Origin of the sequence: Nonomuraea sp. 10N515B (assembly GCF_052245915.1) — a bacterium.
GTDB lineage: Bacteria > Actinomycetota > Actinomycetes > Streptosporangiales > Streptosporangiaceae > Nonomuraea.
Window position 1 is genome coordinate 1 of sequence record NZ_JBQQBQ010000048.1, and the last position, 21,024, is coordinate 21,024.

The window sequence follows — 21,024 nt, forward strand, 5'->3', positions numbered from 1 at the left end:
CCGCATCTCGTCGCGCTGGTCCGCGCTGGGGCGACGTTCGTCAACGGCAAACTCGTCGAACGCCCTGAGGGGCAGCCTTCATCGGCAGCCGCTTAAGAACTTGATCCACAGGTCTTGACGATTGCTCTCCTGGTAGCCCCACCCAGTCTGACCAGTAGAAACAGCCACTTTCCGATCTTCGGAGGGTGGCTCTTTTGCTGTCTGAGTGTCTATCTGCGTGCCTGTCGTCCTCGGCGGCGATGCCAACGACTACGTGTGCGGCCTAAACCACCTTGTCTACGAGACAGATATCCACAGGCTCTCTAGCGCTGTGGCGCCCAAGATGCCTGCTGAATGTTATGGGATGGCGGGACGTGTACGCCCAATCGGCCAGAACCCGGTCCGTGCGGGTCTGAGGCCGGTCCCCGGGTGCTGCGGCACCGCGATACCGTCGATCACCGGGTTGAACCGCGGGCTGTCCCGCGATGCCCGGTGGTCAGCATGCAACTGGGCCAAGGCGATCGATGACGGGCACGGGGCCTGTCGGGTCAGAATTCGACGGGTGCGGCAACCGCTGGCACGGCAGCGTCTCCGACCTCGGTGGTGTCGGAAGGTACGCCATCAATGTCACCTCGACGTCGAAATGCTCTGGCATGCTTAGCGTGGTCCACGCCTCCGACATAGTGGCCAACGCGACGGCGGGCCTGACCAACATCGCTGTCACGCCATAGGCGACAGCAAGCACCTGATAGAAGAGACACCGGTCATCTGGCTCGGCCGGTTTCCCAGGCCCAGGTGGCGATGCCCACGCGGTTGCGTACGGCGAGCTTGCGTTGCACGCTCGCGACGTGCGCCTTGGCGGTGCCGAGGGCGATGACGAGCTCGTCGGCGATCTCGGCGTTGGTCAGCCCGCGCGCTACGAGTACGGCGACCTCGGTCTCTCTGTCGGTGAGCGGCTCCACAGGTTCGGCGGGCGCGCGGCCCGCTGTACTGCGGCCGGCGTCAGGGGCCGCCAGATGCTTGAGGAGGCGGACAGTGACCGAGGGGCTGATGAGCGTATCGCCTACCACCGCCGACCGTACCGCTTCGGCCAGCAGTGTGGCGGCGGACTCCTTGAGCAGGAAACCGCTCGCGCCGAGACGCAGCGCGGCGTAGATGTACTCATCCAGGTCGAAGGTGGTGACAAGGACGACGCGGTAGGTCGGGACCAGCAGCCTGGTCACTTCCAGGCCGTCCAGGCGCGGCATCCTGATGTCGGTCACCACGACGTCGGGTTCGACCTTGCGGGCCATCTCCACCGCCTGGGCGCCGTCGGCGGCTTCGCCGACGACCTGCATGTCCGGCTGATCGTTGAGGAACAGGCGGAGTCCAGTACGCACCATTGCCTGGTCGTCGGCGACCACGACGCGGATCGGCCGGGTTCGGTCAGTCACGTCGTCTCCTTCACCGGAAGTCTCGCCTCAACCCGCCATCCTGTGGGCGATCGCGGGCCGCTCGTGAGCGTGCCGCCGGCGGCCGTCACCCGTTCCGTTAGACCGATCAGCCCGAAGCCGCCGCGCTGGCCGCGTACAGGAGGCGCGGGTCGCGGAGGCGCGTCGTCGGTCACGGTCACTGTCAACAGGCCCGCCTCCGCGGCTACACGGACCTCGACAGCTGTAGCACCGCGGGCGTGCTTGCGCACATTGGTCAATGCCTCGAGAACCACGCGGTATGCGGTGGTCGTGGTCTGCGGCGGAATGGAGTCGGGCCGCGTTCCGAGGTTCATGGTGAGCGTCGCGGAAGGAAAGCCGGCCACCAGATCGGGCAGGTCGTCGAGGGTGTGCCGGCGACCATGGCCGGACGTGCCGTCGAGGTCGCGAAGCATGCTCACGGTACGCCGCATCGACACCAGCGCCTGCGTGCCTGCGGCTTCGATCTCGTGCAGCGCCTGGGCCGCGGCCACGGGGTCACGATCGAAGAGCCGCTGGCCGAACTGCGCCTGCACCACGATCCCGCTGATGTGATGGGCCACGAAGTCGTGCAGGTCACGGGCGAGGTCCAGGCGCTCGGCCCGGCGTACCTCGCGCACCGCGCGACGCCTGCTCTGCTCCGACCCGCGAAGCCACAGGCCCAGACCGGACGCGCCAACAACGCCGAGCGCCCACAGCAGGGCGGCGCTGATGACTCCGTCCCCGCCGTCGGCGAGCGGCGTGAACCGCGCCACGACGAGGGCGGCAGCCAAGGCGATGGCTAGCACAGCGGGCACTGCCCAGCGGCTCGGCGCCGTCCATGCGGTGATCGCGGCCAGCGCGAGCAACGCGGCCGTCTCTGTGTACAACCAGGTGCCGTCGGCCGCAGCGTGCGGCAGGCCGCTGGCGATGGCAACGAGGCTTGCTGTCAGCGACACAGCGACGGCGGCGGTGACCGGCCCGGCCGCGCGCTGCCGGAGAGGCCATAGGACGATCACAACAACCACGGCGACCGCAGCCACGGCGGCGGGCGCGCCGTACAGATTGAGAACGCGCGTGGGGCCGACGCCGGAGTGGTCGAACACGCCCAAGATCGCCATGGCGGCGGTGGCCAGGACGGGCGGCCACCACGCGCCCTCGCCGATACCAACCACGGCATGTGAGCTTAAACCACCGCCTCCGGATAGGCCGAAGGACCTATGGAGCCGGATAAGGGAGGTCTTTCGGCAGATGGCAGCGGATCCACAGATCGGCAGTCTGAAGGCATGCGATCATCATTCTTTCCGCGCGCGGCCTGCACCTGGTCACTGATCTTCGCGACGTTCCATGTCTACTGGGCGCTCGGTGGATCATTCGGACTCGGTGACGGGCCCAACGTCGGCACGATGCACGAGAATCCCGCCTTCCTCGCCTACGACCTGGTCGTGGCCGTGATGTGCCTGACCGGTGCCGCGGTGGCGGTCGCGCTCGCTGGTGCCCGATTCACCTGGATCCCCCGTTGGGTGTTGCTCAGCGGGGCGTGGACCGCCACTGTGCTGCTCACCCTGCGCGGCGTGCCCGGTCTGGTGGAAGGCATCATGACGCAGACCGGCGTGTTGCCGAACGGGTTCTTCGGCATGTCGACCACCCAGGTGTACGGCGAACCCAACCCGTCTGCCTACACGATCTGGACCATGCGTGTCATCGACGTCTACTTCGCGCTGGGCGGCTTCCTCTTCGCCGCCGCGCTGCGCGGCTACTACCGGCGTCGCGCCACGCCTGCGGCCCCGGCGTAGCCGACGCGAGTGCTGGCCGCGGTGATGGAGTCGGGAAAGCGCTCGACCGCGACCGCGGTCGTCGCGCCGGTGGCCGGGTCGGCTTGGCCGAGGAAGGCCACGACGGACACGGGTGTCCTCCTGGGCAGGCGATGTGACACATAGTGTTGCCGAGTGGCCAGTGCGGCGGCGGATTGCCGAGTTGGGCGGACACGATCCGCTGCAGCCAGTGTGGCAGTTGATCGGCATGGGCTTCTCCACCCCCGCGGGCAAGGTTCTCGCGGTGAACGCGTGGTGCGCGTTCTGAACAATGCTGGTTTGGACGGCCGCCCCGGCCCCAGGAACACCTGCGCGATTCCGGCACTGGAGGCGTACGGGCATCCGTACGAGATCCTGAAGATCGCGGTGACGGACATGCGGGGAATCAAATTCGGTGGAAAAGGGGTGAAACAAGTCGGCGGGTCCGGACAGGTATGGAGTGTCGGGCCGTCGGACGAGAGAAGGCAGCGTGACCCTGCATGACCGCAAGCAGCGTTTTGAGGTGATCTACGTTGCCAACTATGCCGACATCCTCGCCTATGTCCGGCGGCGTATCGACTCCCACGACGACGCCGCCGACGCCCTTGCCGAGACGTTCACCACGGCCTGGCGCCGCCTCGACGACATCCCCGAGGGCCGGGAGGCGCGCCTGTGGCTGTTCGGCGTGGCCCGCCGCGTGTTAGCCAACGACCGCCGGGCCGAGTCGCGTCGCGTCTGCTGGAACGGCTCGGCCGGGAGCTCGCCGTGTGGGCGGAGTCGGCCCGGCCCGGCGGCGTACTCCCCGGCGTGCGCGAGGCGTTCGCGCAGCTGAGCCCCGACGATCGCGAGATCCCCGCGTTGGTCGGCTGGGAGGGATTGGGCTCCGACGAGATCGCCGCGGTCCTGGGCTGCTCGCGCGGCGCTGCCCGGCTGCGGCTGCACCGGGCCCGCAAACGCCTGGCCAGAGAGTTGGATGCGCGGATATCCCGTCATGCCCACCGATCGGATTTTCGTGTGCTCGTAGAAACTCCTGTGGCCCTGCCGTCGCAGGGCGGCCCCACCGGCCTCGCCGACCACCGCATCTTCGCCGTGCTGCTGGCCCTGGCCGCCGCACTGCGCGTGGTCACGCTGCTCGGCTATCGCCCGGGCACCCTCTACTGGTACGACTCCTTCACCTACCTCGAGACCGCCGTGCACCCCGCCCGTCGGCGACATTCCACCCGATCGGCTACCCGCTGCTGCTGCCGTTCTTGCTGCTCGAGGGTGAGTCTGCCCACGCCGTACACCATCATCGTGCAGGGGACCCAGCACCTGCGCCGCGCTCGGCTGGCCCCCCACCTCCAGCAGGTGCTGCAGGCGGCCGTCCTGTCCGAACCCGCCGCCCCGGTAGCCGTCCTACGACGTGGAATTCGCGCAGGTGTCCTTCTCCTACGACGGGCACACCCCCGTCCTGCATGAGGTGAGCGTGCGCTGCCCCGCCGGAACGCTCACCGCGCTGGTGGGCCCCCTCGGCGACCTCGAGCAGGGTCAGGCCGCGTTCGGCGGCGTATGCGGTGAGGGCCGCGACCCGGTCGAGCGCCTGCTCGGTGAGCCAGCCGTGCCGCCACGACAGCCTGCTGCCGGGCGGTGGCACATTGGTCGGGACGCACAAGTGTCGTGTGTGCGGCGAGAACTCTACAGACCGTAGTACATTCAGCGAGCGCATACCTCAATGGCAGCATTGTGGGAGGATCTGCCGGGATGGATCCATTTTCGGTGGTGCGGTGGTTGCGCGCGGCGAGCTTCGCCGTCGCGTGCGCCGGCCTGGCCACCCTTGGGCACCTGGCCGGCGGCGGTGAGTTCGATCCGGCGGCGGCGCTGGCCGGGCTGCTGCTGCTCCTGCCGCCCGCGCTGGCGCTGACCAAGCGCGAGCGCTCTTTGGGCCACATCCTGCCCGCGACGGCGTTGTCGCAGGTCGTTCTGCATGTCCTGCTCAGCCAGAGTGCCGTTGTCCATCAGGCGATGGGACATCAGGTCGTCGCCCAGAACGTGGGGCACCACGCTTCCTCGCCGGGCCTGGGCATGGTGCCCATGCATGCGCTCGGCGTGTTGCTGACCGCCGTGTGGTTGCGGTGGGTCGAGGAGGGCCTGTGCGCCCTGGTCCGGCAGCTTGCTGGGTGGGCGCTGCAGCCGCTGCTGGTCCTGCTGTTCGTGGTGGCCGACTGGAGTTCGGCCCGGGCGCGCACGATCGCGCCCAGAGGCGAGGACGAGACCTGCCGGGTCGCGCTCGTCCTGCGCTACGCCGTAGCGCGGCGGGGACCGCCTGCCGGGGCCGGGCCCGCAGTGTTCGTGTGATCCGATGATCGTGTGCCGGCTGGTAAAGCCCGCGACGGCAGTCCTGCTGCCGGCCTGCCCACGTACGCGCTGATCACCATCACCTGCGGGACGTCGATGACCTGCCGGACCCGCGCAGGCCACCTCGTGGCCGAGCGCCGTTCCCGGCTACCCCCAGACTCGTTCCGACAGGAAGCACCTACCGATGCGCCTTCGTCGTTCCCGTCGATCTCTGGCCGCCGCGCTGTGCGCGCTCGTGGCCCTGACTGCCGCCGGCTGCGGCGGCTCCACCAGCGGCGCCTCGAGCGAAACCGCCGCGTTCGCTTCGACGACCGCGTCCGCCGGCCGTACCAGCTATCCCCTGACCTTCGACAACTGCGGCATGAAGCTCACCTTCGCCAAGCCCCCCGAGCGGGTGCTGATCCTCAACGGCACCAGCGTGGGAGAGGTGGAGAGCTTCATCCTGCTCGGCCTGGACAAGACCATCCTGGCCAACGCGCAGAGCTACGGCGTCTCCGACGACCCGTCGATGATCGCCAAGATCAAGGCCCTGCCGACCGGCGGGCTGACCATGAACAAGAACTTTGACGTGCCTGCCGAGCAGGTGCTCAAGCTCAAGCCCGACCTGGTGGTGTCGACCTGGTCCGGGGGGTTCGACGCCAAGCAGGGCTTCGCCACCCGCGAGCAGCTCGCCGCGGCCGGCATCACCTCGCTGGTCAACCCAGTCAACTGTGCGATGGGTAAGCCCGAGGCGACCGAAGAGGAGAAGCGCGCCTACCGCAACCAGTCGATCAATTCCTCGCTGGAGTCCATCAGCCTGCTTGGCCGTGTCTTCGACGTGCAGCAACGTGCCTTCGACCTGATCGGCGAGCTGCGCTCGCGTATCGAGAAGGTGCAGACGCGCGTGGCTGAGCTGCCTGCCAAGAAGGTGCTCATCGCCTATCCGGGCATGTCCATGATGAACGCCAACGGGTTGCCCGCCGTGATGACCGGCGGCATCTACGACGACGTCATCAGGGCCTCCGGCGGCGTCAACGCCTTCGCCGGCCAGACCTCGGACGCCACCCGCACCCTCAACAAGGAGCAGCTCGCCACCGCCCAGGTCGACGTCCTGGTGGTCGGCCTGTTCACCCCGCAGGAGAAGGGCGATGAGGAGGCGGCCAAGCTGTTCGCCGCCTACCCGCAGTGGGCCGCGTCGAAGTCCAAGACCTACACGGTGGTCTCCGACGGCGTCTACCTCGGTCCGCTCAACGCCTGGGCGGTGGAGAAGATCTCCAAGGTGGTCCACCCCGGTGGCTGACACCGTGACCTGCGTACCGAGGGCATCCCGGCGCCCGCACCCGATCTCCGGGCCGACGACCGGGCTGCTGCTGGCCGCCCTGATCGTCGCGCTGGTCGCGGCCTTGGTGGTCGGCATCTCCATCGGCTCGGTCAGCCTTCCCCTCGATCAGGTCTGGGGTGTGGTCTGGGCCTACCTGACCGGCCGTGGCGCGCAGGCCGACCCGTTGCTCAGCCAGGTGGTGTGGGAGATCCGCACGCCGCGGGCGTTGCTGGCCGCGCTTGCCGGGGCCGGGCTTTCCGTGGCCGGGGTGGCGTTGCAGGCCCTGGTGCGTAATCCGCTTGCCGACCCGTACGTGCTCGGCGTGTCCTCGGCTGCCTCGCTCGGCGCGGTACTGGTCCCCGCCCTGGGCAGCACCGCCCTGGCGGGCACGTTCGGGGTCACCGGCGCCGCCTTCGCCGCCGCCGTTGGCTCCGCGCTGCTGGTGTACGTGCTGGCGCAGCGTGCCGGGCGGCTGCTGGACTCCTGGCTGGTGCTGACCGGCGTCGCGGTCGGCTATCTGTGCGCCGCGGCCACCACCTTCGTCCAACTCCAGCTCAATCCCACCGAACTGCAGGGCATGATGTTCTGGCTGATGGGCAGCGTCGCCGGCGCGACCTGGGCCGACCTGGGCGTGCCCGCCCTGCTCATCGTCTGCTGCCTGGCCTGGCTCGTGCTGCAGGCCCGGGCCCTGAACGCGCTGATGGCCGGGGAGGACGCCGCGACCGCCATGGGGGTGCCGGTGGCGGCTCTGCGGATCGGGCTGCTGGTGGCTGGATCCCTGCTGACGGCCACCGTGGTCAGCGTCGTGGGCGGCATCGGCTTCATCGGGCTGATGATCCCGCACATGGTGCGATTCGTCGTCGGCGCCGACCATCGCCGGGTTCTGCCCGTCGCGCTGCTGGCTGGGGCGCTGTTCCTGGTGCTGGTGGACCTGGCCGCGCGGACCGCCGACCGGCCCAACGAACTGCCGGTCGGCATCTTCACCACCGGGCTCGGCGTGCCGTTCTTCCTGTGGCTGCTGCGCCGCCGCGCGAAAGGAGGCTCCGATGTGGCTTGACCTCGCCGGTGTCAGCGCGTCCATCGACGCGCGTCCCATCGTCACGGACGTGCACCTGACGGCCGGGCCGGGCGAGTTCGTCGCGCTCATCGGCCCCAACGGCAGCGGCAAGTCGACGCTGCTGCGTACCGTGTACCGCTCGTTGCGGCCCTCGGCGGGGGTGATCCGGCTGGACGGCCTGGACCTGTGGGGGATGCGGCCGCGCCAGGCGGCGCGGCAGCGCGCGGTGCTGCCGCAGCACGGCCAGGGCGGCGAAGGCTTCTCCGTCGCCGAGGTCGTCGCCACCGGCCGCCACGCGCGCAAACGGCCGCTCGAACGTGACGGCGCCGCCGATCGCGCCGCGGTCGCCACGGCGCTGGACCGGGTGGGCATGGGCTGGGCGGCGGACCGGCTGATCACCACGCTGTCCGGCGGTGAGCGGCAACGCGTGCTGCTGGCCCGCGCGCTGGCGCAGGAGGCGCCGCTGCTGGTCCTCGATGAGCCGACGAACCATCTGGACGTGGGATCGCAGCTCCTGCTCCTGGACCTGATCCGGTCCCTCGGCCTGACGCTGCTGGCCGCGCTGCACGATCTCGACCACGCCGCCTCCTACGCCGACCACGTGGTCGTGCTACGCGACGGCCGGGTCGCCGGGCACGGCCCACCTCTGAAGGTGCTGACCCCCGCCTTTATCGAGGAGGTCTTCGGCGTACGCGCGCATGTCGGTCCGCATCCGATCACCGGCCGCCCGCACATCGCCGTGGCCTCACAGAATCCAGCGGAAAGGAACGGGTGAGACCATGCGAGCTCTCAAAGCGCTGCCATGGGTGACAACCGTCGCCCGGCTGGTTCTGGGCGGAGTGCTGATCGCGGCGGGCGCGCTCAAGATCGGCAACCCGGCCGACTCCGTCGTGGCGGTCAAGGCCTATCAGCTGCTGCCCGAGCCGGTCGCCGTCCCGGTGGGCTACGCCCTGCCGATCCTAGAGATCGTGGTCGGCGTACTGCTGGTCGCCGGCCTGCTGACCAGGGTAGCCGCAGTGATCGCCGGGCTGCTCATGTTCGCGTTCGTGTTCGGCATCGCCTGGGCCTGGGCGCACGGCCTGCGCATCGACTGCGGCTGTTTCGGCGGCGGCGGTCAGCTCGGGGTGGGGCAGGAGCCGACGTATGCGCTCGACATCCTGCGGGATTTCGGCCTCGTACTGCTCGGTGCCTGGATCGTCCGGTACTCGCCTGGCCGGTTCTCGCTTGATGGCGCCCTCGGCTTGGCGCGTGACGATGCATCTGACGCTGATGAAGAGGAGAACGAGTGATGACCGAGAACGAGCCGGCCAAGGCCCGATCCCGGCGCGAGAAGATCAAGGAGCAGCAGGCTGCCGCCCGTGCCCGGGACAGGCGCCGGCGCCTGGTGACGTACCTCACCGCAGGCACCGTTGCCGTGGCCGCGGTCGGCGTCGGTGTGTGGTACGCCGCCAGCACGTCCCGTTCGGAGGAGGCGACGGGCGGGCTCGCGCCGATCACCGTGCAGCCGGATGGGAGCGTGGTCATGGCCAGAGCGGGCGTCGCCGCTCCGGTCGTCGATGTCTATGAGGACTTCCAGTGCCCGGCCTGCGCGGAGGCCGAGCGGGTCAGCGGGCAGACCTTCAAGAACCTCGCCGCCGAGGGCAAGGCGAAGGTCGTCTACCACCCGATTACGATTTTTTCTCAGGAGCCGACCAAGTCCAACTCCGTGCGCGCGGGTAATGCCGCCCGCTGCATCGCCGATGGCAAGCAGTGGATGGCCTTCCACGACCTGCTCTTCGCCAACCAGCCCGCCGAAACCGTCGAGGGCTTCACCACCGACCAGCTCCTGCGCTGGGGCAAGGAGGCCGGGGTGAGCGCGGCGAGCTTCGAGCAGTGCGTCACCACGCAGCAGCACGCCCAGGCGCAGCTGACGTACAGCCAGAAGATCGGCGACGAGCAGAAGCTGACGCACACGCCGACCGTGAAGCTGAACGGCGCAGAGCTCGACAACGCGGTGGTGTTCAGCCCCTCACAGCTACGTGATGAGGTGACGCGGGCCACCCGATGAGATCGATCCGACGGTGATCCTCAAGGCGTTGCCTTCCCCTCGTGCATGCGAAGCACACGGTCGGCGTAGGAACGAAGCCGCCGTTCGTCGTGGCTCACCACGAGTACTGCGGCGCCTTCGTCCGCGAGCCGGCGAAGGAGGGCCGCGACGTTGGCCTCGGCCTCCGCATCGAGGCTCGCCGTCGGTTCATCCGCGCATCGCCCCACCGGTGTGCGTACTCGCCGTGACGGCCCGGGCGGGACGGGGCGGGGCCGGACGCGCCTCCGCGGCCACCGCCGCGGGCCGGCTGTTCGGCCAGGACCGGGAGGCGCCCCACGTCCTGGCCGCGGCATCGGATGCCGGGGCAAGCGTGCACGTGCTGGCGTATGGCGTACCGGCGGAGGCGTGCGGCGCCCTTGATCGACCGGACACGGCCGCGCCCCCGCGCCTGCGCTGGCACCGCGCGTCCAGCCCAGTGGGCGTGGACCGACGAGGCCCGGCGCCTCCTCGCCGCCGACCCTGTCGTCGGCCTGCTGCGCGAAGCCGTCCCCGCCGTCACGGCGAAGGACGTCCTTGACCTCTACGCCCTGCGCGCCAACTTCGGCGCGTTGCTCATCCGCCGCGTGGCCATGCTCGGCCACGAGCACCTCGGCCCCGCCGCAGCGGCCCTGGCGGAGGTCGGCGCCGCAGCCCGGGACAGCGACAACGCCGGCATCCGTGAAACCGACTTGCGGTTCCAGGACGCCAGGCCTGCGACACCATCGCAGGCGAGGACACCGCCGTCTACCACGCGTTGATCAACGCCGACGGAAACGAAGCGGCCCGCCTGTGGCGGGTCAAAATCGAACGCTGCGTCCGCTACTTGATCGCCCGACTCCCAGAGAACGACGTCGCCCCGCACCTGTGGACCACCCTCGCGGGCAGGCCGCGCCTACGCCGGGAGGGCCCACTGAGCGCCGCGCACTGACGCGGATCACCCACTCTCCCTGCTCCGCGGCAACGCGTCCAGGAGGGGGCCTCCAACTCCGCGTGCTCGAAAAGCCGCCCTTACCTGTACGACCCCGAGTTCGGTCGCCGCGTCCTTGACCGTGTCGCGTCCTGGCGACGAGTCGCCGAGGTCGCCCAACTCCTCGGGATTAGCCGCCCGCCGGTGGATCGCCGAGCTGGAGGCGGAGCGGGGCCATCCACCGGAGAGCGGTCGAGCCGCTCGCCAGATCACCTCGCCAAAGGCGCTTCGAGGCCATCGGTGTTATGGCCGGCGAGGTTCCAGTGGCCTGCTGGGCTAATCGGCCGAGGGGATGCGGGACATCATGCGCTCCATGCCGTTGACCCAATTGTCGCGCAGGGCCTGTGCGGCCTTGGGAAGGTCTCCGGCGATGAGCAGCTCGGCCACCCGGCGATGCTCGGTCGCCTCGCGCTCCAGCGGGGTGTCGTCGCCCGCCAGCAGGTGGGTGTAGCGCCGCATCCCCGCCTTGACGCTGGTGATGAGGTCGAGCAGCCGCTCGTTGCGGCAGCCGCTCAGCAGCAGGTCGTGCCACTCGTCGTCGTGACGCTCTATCTCCTGCTGTTCCGCGATCCGGTCGGGGAACTCCTGGGCCATCGTCAGCAGCCGGGGCGCGATGCGGCGCAGGTGGGCGGGGTCGGAGCAGTCGAGTGCGAGCGACTCCAGCGCCGCGACGATCTCGCACAGCTCCCGGAACTCCTTGCGGGTCACTGGCGCGAACCTGAAGCCGCGTCCCTGGTTGCTCTCCAGGACGCCCTCGCCCGCGAGGGTGATGAGCGCCTCGCGCAGGGGTGTGCGGCTGACGCCCAACTCCGCGGCCAGTGCGGCCTCGTTGATGTCGGTGCCCGCGGCGAAGTCGCCCCGGTCAAGCCTGCTCAGCAGCTCTTCCCTGATCTGTTCGCGCAGCGGTCGCCGCTCGATGGGCATGTCGCTCCTTCGCTGTTCAGCCGGGCCAAGCGTACCGCTTGACGCGATACAAAATACTGCACTATGAATTCTGAATACAAAATAACCGGCCAGAAGGGAGCAAGAGTGAGCCTGACCCGCGTGCCCGGGCTGCTGTTCGGCGGCGACTACAACCCCGAGCAGTGGCCCGAGGAGGTCTGGGCCGAGGACATGCGGCTCATGTCCGAGGCCGGGGTCACCATGGTCACCGTCGCGGTCTTCTCGTGGTCGCGGCTGGAGCCGCGGCCGGGCGCGTACGACTTCGGCTGGCTCGACCGCGTCCTCGACCTGCTGCACGAGCATGGCATCGCGGCCGACCTCGCCACCGCGACCGCGACCCCGCCGCCGTGGCTGGTCCGCGAGCACCCAGAGGTCATGCCGGTCGACGCGCAGGGGGTGCGACTGGAGTTCGGCTCGCGCCAGGGCTACTGCCCCAGTTCGCCGGTCTTCCGCGAGAACGCCGTGCGGCTGGCCACGGCCATGGCCGAGCGGTACGGCGGCCACCCTGCCCTGGCCATGTGGCACGTCGGCAACGAGTACGCCGACCATACGCTGGAGTGCTTCTGCCCGGAGTCGGCCCGGCACTTCCGCGCCTGGCTGGAGGCCCGCTACGGCACGATCGAGTCGCTGCACGCCGCCTGGGGCACGTCTTGCTGGGGCCAGCACTACAACGCGTTCGGCCAGATCGAGCCGCCGCGCAAGGCGCCAGGCCCGATCAACCCGGCCCAGCTCCTCGACTGGCGCCGCTTCTGCAGCGACGCGCTTCTGGAGCTGTTCTCGGCTGAGCGTGACGTGCTCCGCGTGATAACCCCGGACGTTCCCGTCACCACGAATTTCATGAGCATCCTGCACGGCCTCGACTACTGGGCGTGGGCCGCGGCCGAGGACCTGGTGAGCGACGACGCCTATCCCGACCCGGCCGACGGGGAGTCGCACGTGGCGGTCGCGCTCAGCTACGACCTGATGCGCTCGCTCAAGGGGCGCCCCTGGCTGCTGCTGGAGTCGGCGCCGTCGGCGGTGTCGTGGCGCGAGGTGAACGTCCCCAAACCGCCCGGCATGATTCGGCTGCACAGCCTTTCGGCAGTGGCGCACGGCGCCGACGGCGTGATGTTCTTCCAGTGGCGTCAGGCCAAGTACGGCCCCGAGAAGTTCCACTCGGCCCTCCTCCCGCACGGCGGCACGCGCACGCGCGGCTGGCAGGACACCCTTCGCCTCGGCTCCGACCTGCGGCGGCTCGCGGAGGTCGCGGGCACGGGCACGCACGCCGAGTTGGCACTCGTCCTTGGCTGGGACAGCTGGTGGGGCCTGGAGGCGCCGGAGTCGATGCCGTCCAACCGGCTCAAGCTCAAGGACCTGCTGCTCGCCTGGTACGCGCCGCTGCGCGCCCGCGGCATCACGGTCGATCTGGCGCCGCCGGACCGCGACCTGTCCGGCTACCGCGTGTTGATCGTCCCGAATCTCTACCTGTGCACACACGAGCAGGCCGGGAGGCTGGCGTCCGTCACCGGCCAGCTCGTGGTCGGCCCGTTCAGCGGCGTCGTGGACGCCGCCGACCGCGTCCACGACGGCGGCGCGCCCGGCCCGCTGCGCCACCTGCTCGGCGTCTCGATCGACGAGTTCTGGCCGCTCACCTACGGCGCCACCCAGCCGGTGCGGTACGCGGGCGGCGCCACCGGCGTGGCCAGGACCTGGACGGAGTGGGTGCGCCTCGACGGCGACGATCCCGCGGCGGTGCTCGCCACGTACGAGGGCGGCGACCTCGACGGCCTGCCCGCGATCACCCGCAAGGGCAACGCCACCTACGTCAGCTGCCTGCTCGACGACGTGACGCCCGTGCTCGACTTGGTGCTCGGCGGCGTCGCGGCCGTCGAGGTGCCTGCGGGCGTGGAGGCCGTCCGCCGCCGGAGCCACCTCTTCCTGCTCAACCACACGACCACCCGGCAGCGGGTCACGCTGCCGCACCCCGGCACAGACCTGCTCACCCAGACCCGCCTGCGCGGCGACATCGAACTCGCCCCGCGCGACGCCGTAGTGCTCAGGATCGAAGGAGACACGTGACGCACCCGTACATCCCGAACGCCGAGCCCGGCGTGCGGGCCCAGATGCTCGCCGCGATCGGCGCGTCGAGCGTCGAGGACTTTTACGCCGACATTCCCGCGGAGCTGCGCCTGGCCCGGCCGCTCGATCTGCCCGCGCCGCTCACGGCGGAACACGACCTGGTACGCCACATGAAGGGTCTGCTGGACCGCGTCACCGACACGGAGCAGGCGCTGAGCTTCCTCGGCCACGGCTGCTACCCGCACCACGTCCCGGCCGTGTGCGACGAGGTCAACGCGAGGAGCGAGTTCCTCACCGCGTACGCCGGCGAGCCGTACGAGGACCACGGCCGCTTCCAGGCCCTGTTCGAGTACGTCAGCATGATGGGCGAACTGCTGGAGATGGACGTCGTCAACGTCCCGACCTACGACGGCTTCCAGGCGGCCGGCACCGCCCTGCGCATGGCGTGCCGCTACACCGAGCGCTCGAAGGTCCTCCTCAGCGCCGCCGTCAGCGCCGACAAAATGAGCAAGCTACGCGACTTCCTCGCCCCCGACATCGAGATCGTCCTGGCCCCAGTGGGGGAGGGTGGCGAGATCACGGTCGAGGCGTTCGATGACTCCTACGCCGCGATCTACCTGGAGACCCCGAACGTCTACGGCGTCGTCGAGACGCGCGGCCGCGAGCTGGCCGACCTGGCGCACGCGCACAGCGCGCTACTCGTGGCCGGCGCCGACCCGATCTCCCTCGGCGTGCTCGCCCCGCCCGCCTCCTACGGCGCGGACATCGCCTGCGGCGACATCCAGTCGCTCGGCATGCACCAAAGCTACGGCGGCGGCCACGCCGGCTACATCGCCACCCAAGACCACGAGCCGCTGGTCGCGGAGTTCCCGTCCCGGCTGTTCGGCATCGCACCCACGAAGGTGCCCGGCGAGTACGGCTTCGGCGACGTCTACTACGACCGCACCTCCTTCGCGCACCGAGAGGAGGGCAAGGAGTGGGTCGGTACCGCCGCCGCCCTTTGGGGCATCACGGCCGGGGTCTATCTGGCGCTCATGGGCCCACAGGGCATGCGGGATCTGGGCGAAACGATCCTGGCCCGCACCCGCTACGCCATGGACGCCCTGGCCGCGTCGGTCACGGTGCTGCACCGCGACGCGATCCACTTCCGCGAGTTCGCCATCGAGGTGCCCTCCAGCGCCGCCCTGCTTGACGGGCTGCGCGAGCGCGGCATCTACGGCGGAGTCGCGCTCGACGACCGCACGGTCCTGGTCTGTGTGACCGAACGCCACTCCATCGCCGACATCGACCTGCTCGCCGCAGCCGTACAGGAGACGCTGTGAACACCACGGAGTCCTTCGCCGAGCTCCCCGTCACGCCGAAGCCGCCGCTGCGCCGCTTCCACCAGGCGCGCTGGGACGAGCCGATCATCTTCGAGCTGTCCGTGCCCGGCCGCCGCGGCATCGCCGTGCCCGAGCCCGGCGCGCCCCGCGTCGAGCTGCCCGACTCCGTGAGCCGCGCCCAGCCGCCGAAGCTGCCCGAGATGTCCCAGCTGCACGTGCTGCGACACTACCTGCGGCTGTCGCAGGAGAACCTGGGCGCCGACCTCAACATCGACGTCGGGCAGGGCACCTGCACGATGAAGTACAGCCCCAAGGTCAACGACAGGTTCGCCGCCGCCATCGCCGAGCTGCACCCACTCCAGCACGAGGACACCGTGCAAGGCGTGCTGGAGATCTACTGGCGGCTCGAACGCATGCTGGGGGAGATCTCCGGCATGGCGCGGGTCTCGCTCCAGCCGGGCTCCGGATCGGCGGCCATCTACGCCAACATCGCCATGATCCGTGCGTACCACGCTGCCCGCGGCAAGGCGCGCCGTGACCAGGTGATCACCACGATGTTCTCCCACCCGTCGAACGCGGCCTGCGCCAAGACCGCGGGCTACGAGGTCATCACCCTGATGCCGGACGCCGACGGCCTGCCCGACATCGAGGCGCTGCGCGCCGCCGTCGGCCCGCGCACCGCCGCACTGATGATCACCAACCCGGAGGACACGGGCATCTTCAACCCCCGGATCAGGGAGTTCGTGGACCTGGTGCATGAGGCGGGCGGCCTGGCCTGCTACGACCAGGCGAACGCCAACGGCATCCTCGGCATCACCCGCGCTCGCGACGCCGGATTCGACCTGTGCCACTTCAACCTGCACAAGACGTTCTCCACGCCGCACGCCTGCGGCGGCCCCGCGGCCGGGGCGTGCGGCGTCTCCGAGGACCTGGCGCCGTTCCTGCCCGGCCCGGTCGTCGCCTTCGACGGCGAGTCCTACCACCTGGAGACGCCGCCCGCCTCCATCGGCAAGGTGCGGCCGTTCCTCGGCGTCACCCCGAACATCGTGCGCGCCTACGCCTGGATCATGGCGCTCGGCGCCGAGGGCCTGCGGCAGGTCGCCGAGACGGCGGTGCTCAACAACAACTACCTGATGCACAAGATCCTGCAGATACCGGGCGCGTCCGCACCGTGGGACAGGCGCAGGGTCGAGCAGGTGCGCTACTCGTGGCAGGAGCTGTCGGAGCAGACCGGGGTGCACTCGGAGGAGATCGGCGTCAGAGCCGCCGACTTCGGGGTGCATTACTGGACCAGTCACCACCCGTACGTGGTGCCCGAGCCGTTCACGCTGGAGCCCACGGAGTCGTACTCGAAGGAGGACCTCGACGAGTACGCGCTCATCCTGGCGCACGTGGCCGAAGAGGCGCGGCGCGATCCCGAGTTCGTCAAGGGGGCCCCGTACAACCAGACCGTCCACAAGATCGACATGACGCCGCTCGACGACCCCAAGGAGTGGGCGCCCACCTGGCGCGCCTACGTCCGCAAGCACCTGTCATGACGGGCGCGGCGGTGGTCGGGCTGGTCGTCAACCCCGTGGCCGGTCTCGGCGGCGCGGCCGGGCTCAAAGGCAGCGACGGCGTGGAGGTGCAGCGCGCGGCCCTGGCCAGGGGTGCCACGCCTCGGGCCGGCGAGCGGGCGGCGCGTGCTGTCCGCACGCTGATGGCCCGCCGTCCCGGCATCCGTGTGCTCACGGTGCCGGGCCCGATGGGCGAGGACAGCGCGCGCGCCTCCGGGGTTCCGTGCGACCTGGTCCGGACGCCGTCCGCTGACAGATCTGCCGGAGCGGCTTCCGGCTGGTCCGCTGCCGGGACGAGCGCGGAGGACACGCGGCGCGCCGTGGCCGCGCTGGCCGGGGTGGACCTGCTGCTGTTCGCGGGCGGCGACGGGACGGCGCGCGACGTGCTCGACGCGGTCCGCGCGCTCGGTGGCCAGGCGCCGCCCGTGCTGGGCGTCCCGGCCGGGGTGAAGGTGTACTCCGGCTGCTTCGCCGTCAGCCCGGCCGCCGCCGGATTCGTCGCGGCGGAGTTCGACCCGGCGCGCACGGCCGAGGCCGAGGTGGTGGATCTCGACGAGGACGCCTACCGCCATGGCCTGGTCAGCCCCCGGCTGTACGGCAGCCTGCGCGTCCCCGCTGTCCGCGCCGCGCTGTCGGGGCGCAAGGCCGGGTCGTCCGGCGTGGCGCCCGCCACCGCCGAGGGCGTCGCACGGGAGGTCGTGGCCAGGATGCGGCCCGGCGTCCGTTACGTTCTTGGGCCGGGCGCCACCACGCGGGCCGTCGGCCGCGCGCTAGGCCTCGCCACCACGCTGCTCGGTGTGGACGTGGTCGAACGCACGCCCGAGGGCGGTCGCGGTGGCCGCCTGGTGGCGGCGGACGTCGCGGAGACCGAGCTGTTCGGCCTGGTCAGCGGCAAGGAGTCGGTGCTGGTTCTGTCGGTCGTCGGCGGGCAGGGGTTCGTGCTGGGGCGCGGGAACCAGCAGGTGTCGCCCCGGGTGCTCGACGCGGTGCTCAACGAGGGCCGCTCTGGACTGGGTGAGCGGCTGCTCGTCCTTGCCACCCAGCAGAAGCTCGCGGCGCTGAAGGGACGGCCGCTGCTGGCCGACAGCGGCGACGAGGACCTCGACAAGAGGCTCAGCGGGCACGTCCAGGTGATCACTGGATACCGCGAAAGCACGATTTATCGCATCTGTGCGGCAAGTGAGGAGTTCGAGAGATGAAGACGCTCGATGGCAAGGTCGCGATCGTCACGGGCGGTGCCTCGGGCATCGGGCGGGCCACCGCCCTGCTCTTCGCCAGAGAGGGCGCCCGGGTGGTGGTCGCCGACATCGATGCGGCCGGCGCGGACGCCACCGTGGCGCAGATCGTCGCGGAGGCGGGAGACGCGACCGCCGTGGCGGTGCGGGCCGACGTTTCCGACCCCGAGGACTGCCGACGCGTCGTCGGCGCCGCCGTCGAGACCTTCGGCGGCCTGCACGTCCTGTTCAACAACGCGGGCATCATCCGCCGCACCACCGCGCTCGACCTCGACGTCGACGAGTGGGACCGCGTCATGGCGGTCAACGTCCGTTCGGTCTTCCTGATGTGCAAGCACGCCATCCCGGCGATGACCCAGGGCGGCTCGATCGTGAACACGGGGTCGGGATGGGGCCTCAAGGGCGGCGGCAACGCCATCTCGTACTGCGCCTCCAAGGCCGCCGTGGTCAACATGAGCCGCGCGCTCGCCATCGACCACGCCAAGGCCGGCATCCGGGTCAACTCCGTCAACCCTGGAGACACCGACACGCCCATGCTGCGCGACGAGGCCCGCCAGCTAGGAGAGGACTGGGCCGCCTTCCAGTCCGACGCGGCAGACCGGCCGATGGGTCGCGCGGGCACCCCGGACGAGATCGCCCAGGCCGTGCTCTTCCTGGCCAGTGACGCGGCCAGTTACCTCACCGGGTCCGCCCTCGTCGTCGACGGCGGCGGGCTCGCCTGACACCTCGATCCACCCGCCTCACCCACACCCCCCACGCAACCCCCGAAGGAGCCGACCATGAACCGTGCCCTGGCAGTCCTGGGCATCCTCGCCGTCGCGACGACCGCGTGCAGCGGCAGCGGGAAGGCCCCAGGAGTGAGCAGCGGATCCGGCCCGGTCACCATCCGCTGGTCCACCTGGGGATCGGCCGAGGACATCAAGCTCTACGAGAAGTTCACTGAGGACTTCGAGCAGCGCCACCCCGACATCAAGCTCAAGCTGGAGCCGGTCGCCAAGTACGAGGACTACCACCCCAAACTGCTCGCCCAGCTCACCAGCAAGACCGCCCCCGACGTGTTCTTCGTGGGCGACGACAACATCGGCAAGTTCGTCTCCGCCGGGGTGCTGACCCCGCTCAACGACAAGCTGGCCGGCCCCTCCTCCAAGAGCAAGCCGGAGGACTTCTTCGAGGGCATCTACGGCGGCGCCAAGAAGGACGGCCAGATCTACGGCGTCCCCAACGACACCAACCCCGAGGTGCTCTGGTTCGACAAGAAGGCGCTCAAGGACGCCGGGATCACCGAGGACCCTGCCGCGCTCAACGAGGCCGGACGGTGGACCATGGCCACGTACCTCGACATGAACGCCAAGCTCAAGGCCGCCGGCAAGGCCGGGTCGATCTTCTGGAACTGGTACGGCTCCACGTACTCCATGATCAACGGCTTCGGCGGGAAGGTCTGGGACGGCGGCAAGTTCGTCGCCACCACCGACCCCAAGGCGCGCGCGGCCCTGCAGGCTCTGACCAAGGGCTACCAGGACAAGACCTTCCTCAGCGCCGACCTGCTGCCCGACAGCAACGGTCCGAGCACGCAGTTCCTCAAGCACAAGGCCGGCTTCTACGCCGGAGGCCGGTGGATGATCGACTCCCTGAAGAAGGGCGGCGAGCTGGACGACTACGACATCGTGCCGTTCCCATCGCAGACCGGCCAGCCGATGCCCGGCGCGGTGGCCGCCTCCTACCTGGCGCTCAACAGGGACACCAAGCTGCCCGAGCAGGCATTCACCTTCCTCACCGAGTTCGTCAGCAAGGAGGGCCAGCTCATCAGGCTCAAGGACGGCGGTGCCGTGCCGTCCGTGAAGGGCGCCGAGCAGACCGTCCTCGCCGGCGGCTACCCCGCCCACGCCCAGACCTTCCTTGACGTACGCGACACCGGCTTCGCGAATTACCCCGAGGAGGTCGCCGTGCCCGGCCTCACCGCCGACATCAACGAGCACCTGATGAAGGTGTGGACCGGCAAGGTCGGCTTCGACGAGGGCATGACGCAGCTCCAGAAGCTCGTCGACGGCAAGCTGGGCTAGCCGTGACCGTCCTCACCCAGGCCCGGCCCCGCGCGGTCCACCAGGCGCGGCCCGTGCGCAACCGCGACGGCTGGTGGGCCGCGTTCTTCCTCGCGCCGCAGGTCGCCGCGCTGCTGGTGTTCCTCGTCTTCCCGCTCGGCTTCGCCGTCGTGCTGGCGTTCATGCGCTGGGACGGGCTCGGGCAGAAGGAATGGGTCGGCTTCGACAACTTCGCCGCCCAGCTCTCCGATCCCGAGTTCGGGCTGGCGGTGTGGAACACGGTCAAGCTGGCGCTGCTGACCGTGCCCTTCGGGCTCGGCCTCGCGCTGTTCATCGCGGTCGCGCTGAACAACGTCAAGGGCGGCGGCTTCTACCGGGTGCTGTACTTCCTCCCGGTGGTCACCAGCTCGGTGGCCGTCGCGCTGATGTGGCAGATCATCCTGGCCGGCAACGACTACGGCGTGCTGAACGCGTCGCTGGAGCGCTGGTTCGGCATCGGCGCCCCCGACTGGCTCGGCGACCCCGGCTGGGTGATCGTGGCCATCGCGGTCGTGACGATCTGGTCGTCGCTCGGCCTCAACGTGGTGATCTTCTTGGCCGGGCTCCAGACGATCCCGCCGCAGATCGTCGAGGCTGCCCGCATGGACGGCGCGGACAGCCTGCGGATCTTCCGCTCGGTCACGCTGCCGCTGCTCTCGCCGACGATCTTCTTCTCCACTGTCGTCGCGGTGATCAGCTCGTTCCAGGCCTTCGACCAGATCTACGTTCTGGTGGACCCGGCGGACAACGAAGGCGCGAAGACGATCGTCTATCAGGTCTACGAGCTGGGCTTCAAGGACTTCCAGTTCGGCATGAGCAGCGCGGCCGCGCTGATCCTCCTGGTCCTGACGCTGCTCGTGACGCTCGTCCAGTTCGCGGCGCAAAAGCGCCTCGTCCACTACGACTCGTGA

21 protein-coding genes are annotated in these 21,024 nt (G+C 69.9%); 17 read left to right on the forward strand and 4 right to left on the reverse strand.

The features are described from left to right. Positions 1 to 743: 743 nt before the first annotated feature. Both ACTWQA_RS43520 and ACTWQA_RS43525 read right to left on the reverse strand, forming a co-directional pair. The gene (locus ACTWQA_RS43520; RefSeq protein ID WP_443164742.1) at positions 744 to 1,412 is read right to left on the reverse strand and encodes a response regulator; all 669 of its coding nucleotides are present in this window, start codon (positions 1,410 to 1,412) and stop codon (positions 744 to 746) included. Next, positions 1,409 to 2,581, reverse strand: coding sequence for a sensor histidine kinase (locus ACTWQA_RS43525; RefSeq protein ID WP_443164743.1), 1,173 nt, complete (start codon positions 2,579 to 2,581; stop codon positions 1,409 to 1,411). The genes ACTWQA_RS43520 and ACTWQA_RS43525 overlap by 4 nt, the downstream gene beginning before the upstream one ends. A gap of 111 nt (positions 2,582 to 2,692) precedes the next feature. On the opposite strand from ACTWQA_RS43525, the gene ACTWQA_RS43530 reads away from it, so the two are divergent. Next, on the forward strand, positions 2,693 to 3,202 hold the full coding sequence (locus tag ACTWQA_RS43530; RefSeq protein ID WP_443164744.1) for a DUF3995 domain-containing protein: 510 nt from the start codon (positions 2,693 to 2,695) through the stop codon (positions 3,200 to 3,202). Here the strand turns inward: ACTWQA_RS43530 and ACTWQA_RS43535 are convergent. Beyond that, entirely contained in the window at positions 3,166 to 3,312 is a 147-nt protein-coding gene (locus ACTWQA_RS43535; protein ID WP_443164745.1) for a hypothetical protein, read from the reverse strand. The genes ACTWQA_RS43530 and ACTWQA_RS43535 overlap by 37 nt on opposite strands. A gap of 377 nt (positions 3,313 to 3,689) precedes the next feature. Between ACTWQA_RS43535 and ACTWQA_RS43540 the strand changes: the two genes are divergently transcribed. The 9 genes from ACTWQA_RS43540 to ACTWQA_RS43580 all read left to right on the forward strand — a co-directional run bounded on the left by ACTWQA_RS43540 (position 3,690) and on the right by ACTWQA_RS43580 (position 10,713). Continuing rightward, positions 3,690 to 4,031: an RNA polymerase sigma factor gene (locus ACTWQA_RS43540; RefSeq protein ID WP_443164746.1), complete on the forward strand. Its 342-nt coding sequence runs from the start codon at positions 3,690 to 3,692 to the stop codon at positions 4,029 to 4,031. Then, positions 3,965 to 4,657 (forward strand): RNA polymerase sigma factor, encoded by a 693-nt coding sequence (locus ACTWQA_RS43545; protein WP_443164747.1) that lies wholly within the window; start codon positions 3,965 to 3,967, stop codon positions 4,655 to 4,657. The genes ACTWQA_RS43540 and ACTWQA_RS43545 overlap by 67 nt, the downstream gene beginning before the upstream one ends. A 282-nt stretch (positions 4,658 to 4,939) precedes the next feature. Then, positions 4,940 to 5,533: a hypothetical protein gene (locus tag ACTWQA_RS43550; protein ID WP_443164748.1), complete on the forward strand. Its 594-nt coding sequence runs from the start codon at positions 4,940 to 4,942 to the stop codon at positions 5,531 to 5,533. 184 nt (positions 5,534 to 5,717) lie between these two features. Beyond that, positions 5,718 to 6,812 carry an ABC transporter substrate-binding protein gene (locus tag ACTWQA_RS43555; RefSeq protein WP_443164749.1) on the forward strand — a complete coding sequence of 365 codons (1,095 nt, stop codon included), beginning with the start codon at positions 5,718 to 5,720 and terminating at the stop codon, positions 6,810 to 6,812. Continuing rightward, positions 6,805 to 7,890: a FecCD family ABC transporter permease gene (locus tag ACTWQA_RS43560; protein ID WP_443164750.1), complete on the forward strand. Its 1,086-nt coding sequence runs from the start codon at positions 6,805 to 6,807 to the stop codon at positions 7,888 to 7,890. The genes ACTWQA_RS43555 and ACTWQA_RS43560 overlap by 8 nt, the downstream gene beginning before the upstream one ends. After that, positions 7,880 to 8,665, forward strand: coding sequence for an ABC transporter ATP-binding protein (locus ACTWQA_RS43565; RefSeq protein ID WP_443164751.1), 786 nt, complete (start codon positions 7,880 to 7,882; stop codon positions 8,663 to 8,665). The genes ACTWQA_RS43560 and ACTWQA_RS43565 overlap by 11 nt, the downstream gene beginning before the upstream one ends. Before the next feature lie 4 nt (positions 8,666 to 8,669). After that, the gene (locus ACTWQA_RS43570) at positions 8,670 to 9,179 is read left to right on the forward strand and encodes a DoxX family protein (protein WP_443164752.1); all 510 of its coding nucleotides are present in this window, start codon (positions 8,670 to 8,672) and stop codon (positions 9,177 to 9,179) included. After that, a complete protein-coding gene (locus ACTWQA_RS43575) occupies positions 9,179 to 9,937 on the forward strand; it encodes a DsbA family protein (RefSeq protein ID WP_443164753.1) in 759 nt (252 codons plus the stop codon). Before ACTWQA_RS43570 ends, ACTWQA_RS43575 begins: the two co-directional genes overlap by 1 nt. A gap of 395 nt (positions 9,938 to 10,332) precedes the next feature. Then, on the forward strand, positions 10,333 to 10,713 hold the full coding sequence (locus tag ACTWQA_RS43580) for a hypothetical protein (protein WP_443164754.1): 381 nt from the start codon (positions 10,333 to 10,335) through the stop codon (positions 10,711 to 10,713). Between the two features lie 485 nt (positions 10,714 to 11,198). Here the strand turns inward: ACTWQA_RS43580 and ACTWQA_RS43585 are convergent, their stop codons facing one another. Then, positions 11,199 to 11,846, reverse strand: coding sequence for a GntR family transcriptional regulator (locus tag ACTWQA_RS43585; RefSeq protein ID WP_443164755.1), 648 nt, complete (start codon positions 11,844 to 11,846; stop codon positions 11,199 to 11,201). 105 nt (positions 11,847 to 11,951) lie between these two features. Here ACTWQA_RS43585 and ACTWQA_RS43590 point away from each other — a divergent pair, with 105 nt between their 5' ends. Genes ACTWQA_RS43590 through ACTWQA_RS43620 form a run of 7 tightly spaced genes read left to right on the forward strand, consistent with a single transcriptional unit; the run spans position 11,952 to position 21,024 of the window. After that, on the forward strand, positions 11,952 to 13,922 hold the full coding sequence (locus ACTWQA_RS43590; RefSeq protein WP_443164756.1) for a beta-galactosidase: 1,971 nt from the start codon (positions 11,952 to 11,954) through the stop codon (positions 13,920 to 13,922). Next, on the forward strand, positions 13,919 to 15,244 hold the full coding sequence (gcvPA, locus tag ACTWQA_RS43595) for an aminomethyl-transferring glycine dehydrogenase subunit GcvPA (protein ID WP_443164757.1): 1,326 nt from the start codon (positions 13,919 to 13,921) through the stop codon (positions 15,242 to 15,244). The genes ACTWQA_RS43590 and gcvPA overlap by 4 nt, the downstream gene beginning before the upstream one ends. Beyond that, the gene (gene gcvPB / locus ACTWQA_RS43600) at positions 15,241 to 16,782 is read left to right on the forward strand and encodes an aminomethyl-transferring glycine dehydrogenase subunit GcvPB (RefSeq protein ID WP_443164758.1); all 1,542 of its coding nucleotides are present in this window, start codon (positions 15,241 to 15,243) and stop codon (positions 16,780 to 16,782) included. Before gcvPA ends, gcvPB begins: the two co-directional genes overlap by 4 nt. Beyond that, a complete protein-coding gene (locus ACTWQA_RS43605; protein WP_443164759.1) occupies positions 16,779 to 17,999 on the forward strand; it encodes an ATP-NAD kinase family protein in 1,221 nt (406 codons plus the stop codon). Before gcvPB ends, ACTWQA_RS43605 begins: the two co-directional genes overlap by 4 nt. After that, on the forward strand, positions 17,996 to 18,757 hold the full coding sequence (locus tag ACTWQA_RS43610; protein WP_443164760.1) for an SDR family NAD(P)-dependent oxidoreductase: 762 nt from the start codon (positions 17,996 to 17,998) through the stop codon (positions 18,755 to 18,757). The genes ACTWQA_RS43605 and ACTWQA_RS43610 overlap by 4 nt, the downstream gene beginning before the upstream one ends. A gap of 57 nt (positions 18,758 to 18,814) precedes the next feature. Beyond that, positions 18,815 to 20,095, forward strand: a complete 1,281-nt coding sequence (locus tag ACTWQA_RS43615) for an ABC transporter substrate-binding protein (protein ID WP_443164761.1) — start codon at positions 18,815 to 18,817, stop codon at positions 20,093 to 20,095. Positions 20,096 to 20,097: 2 nt separating this feature from the next. Next, positions 20,098 to 21,024: a carbohydrate ABC transporter permease gene (locus tag ACTWQA_RS43620; protein WP_443164762.1), complete on the forward strand. Its 927-nt coding sequence runs from the start codon at positions 20,098 to 20,100 to the stop codon at positions 21,022 to 21,024.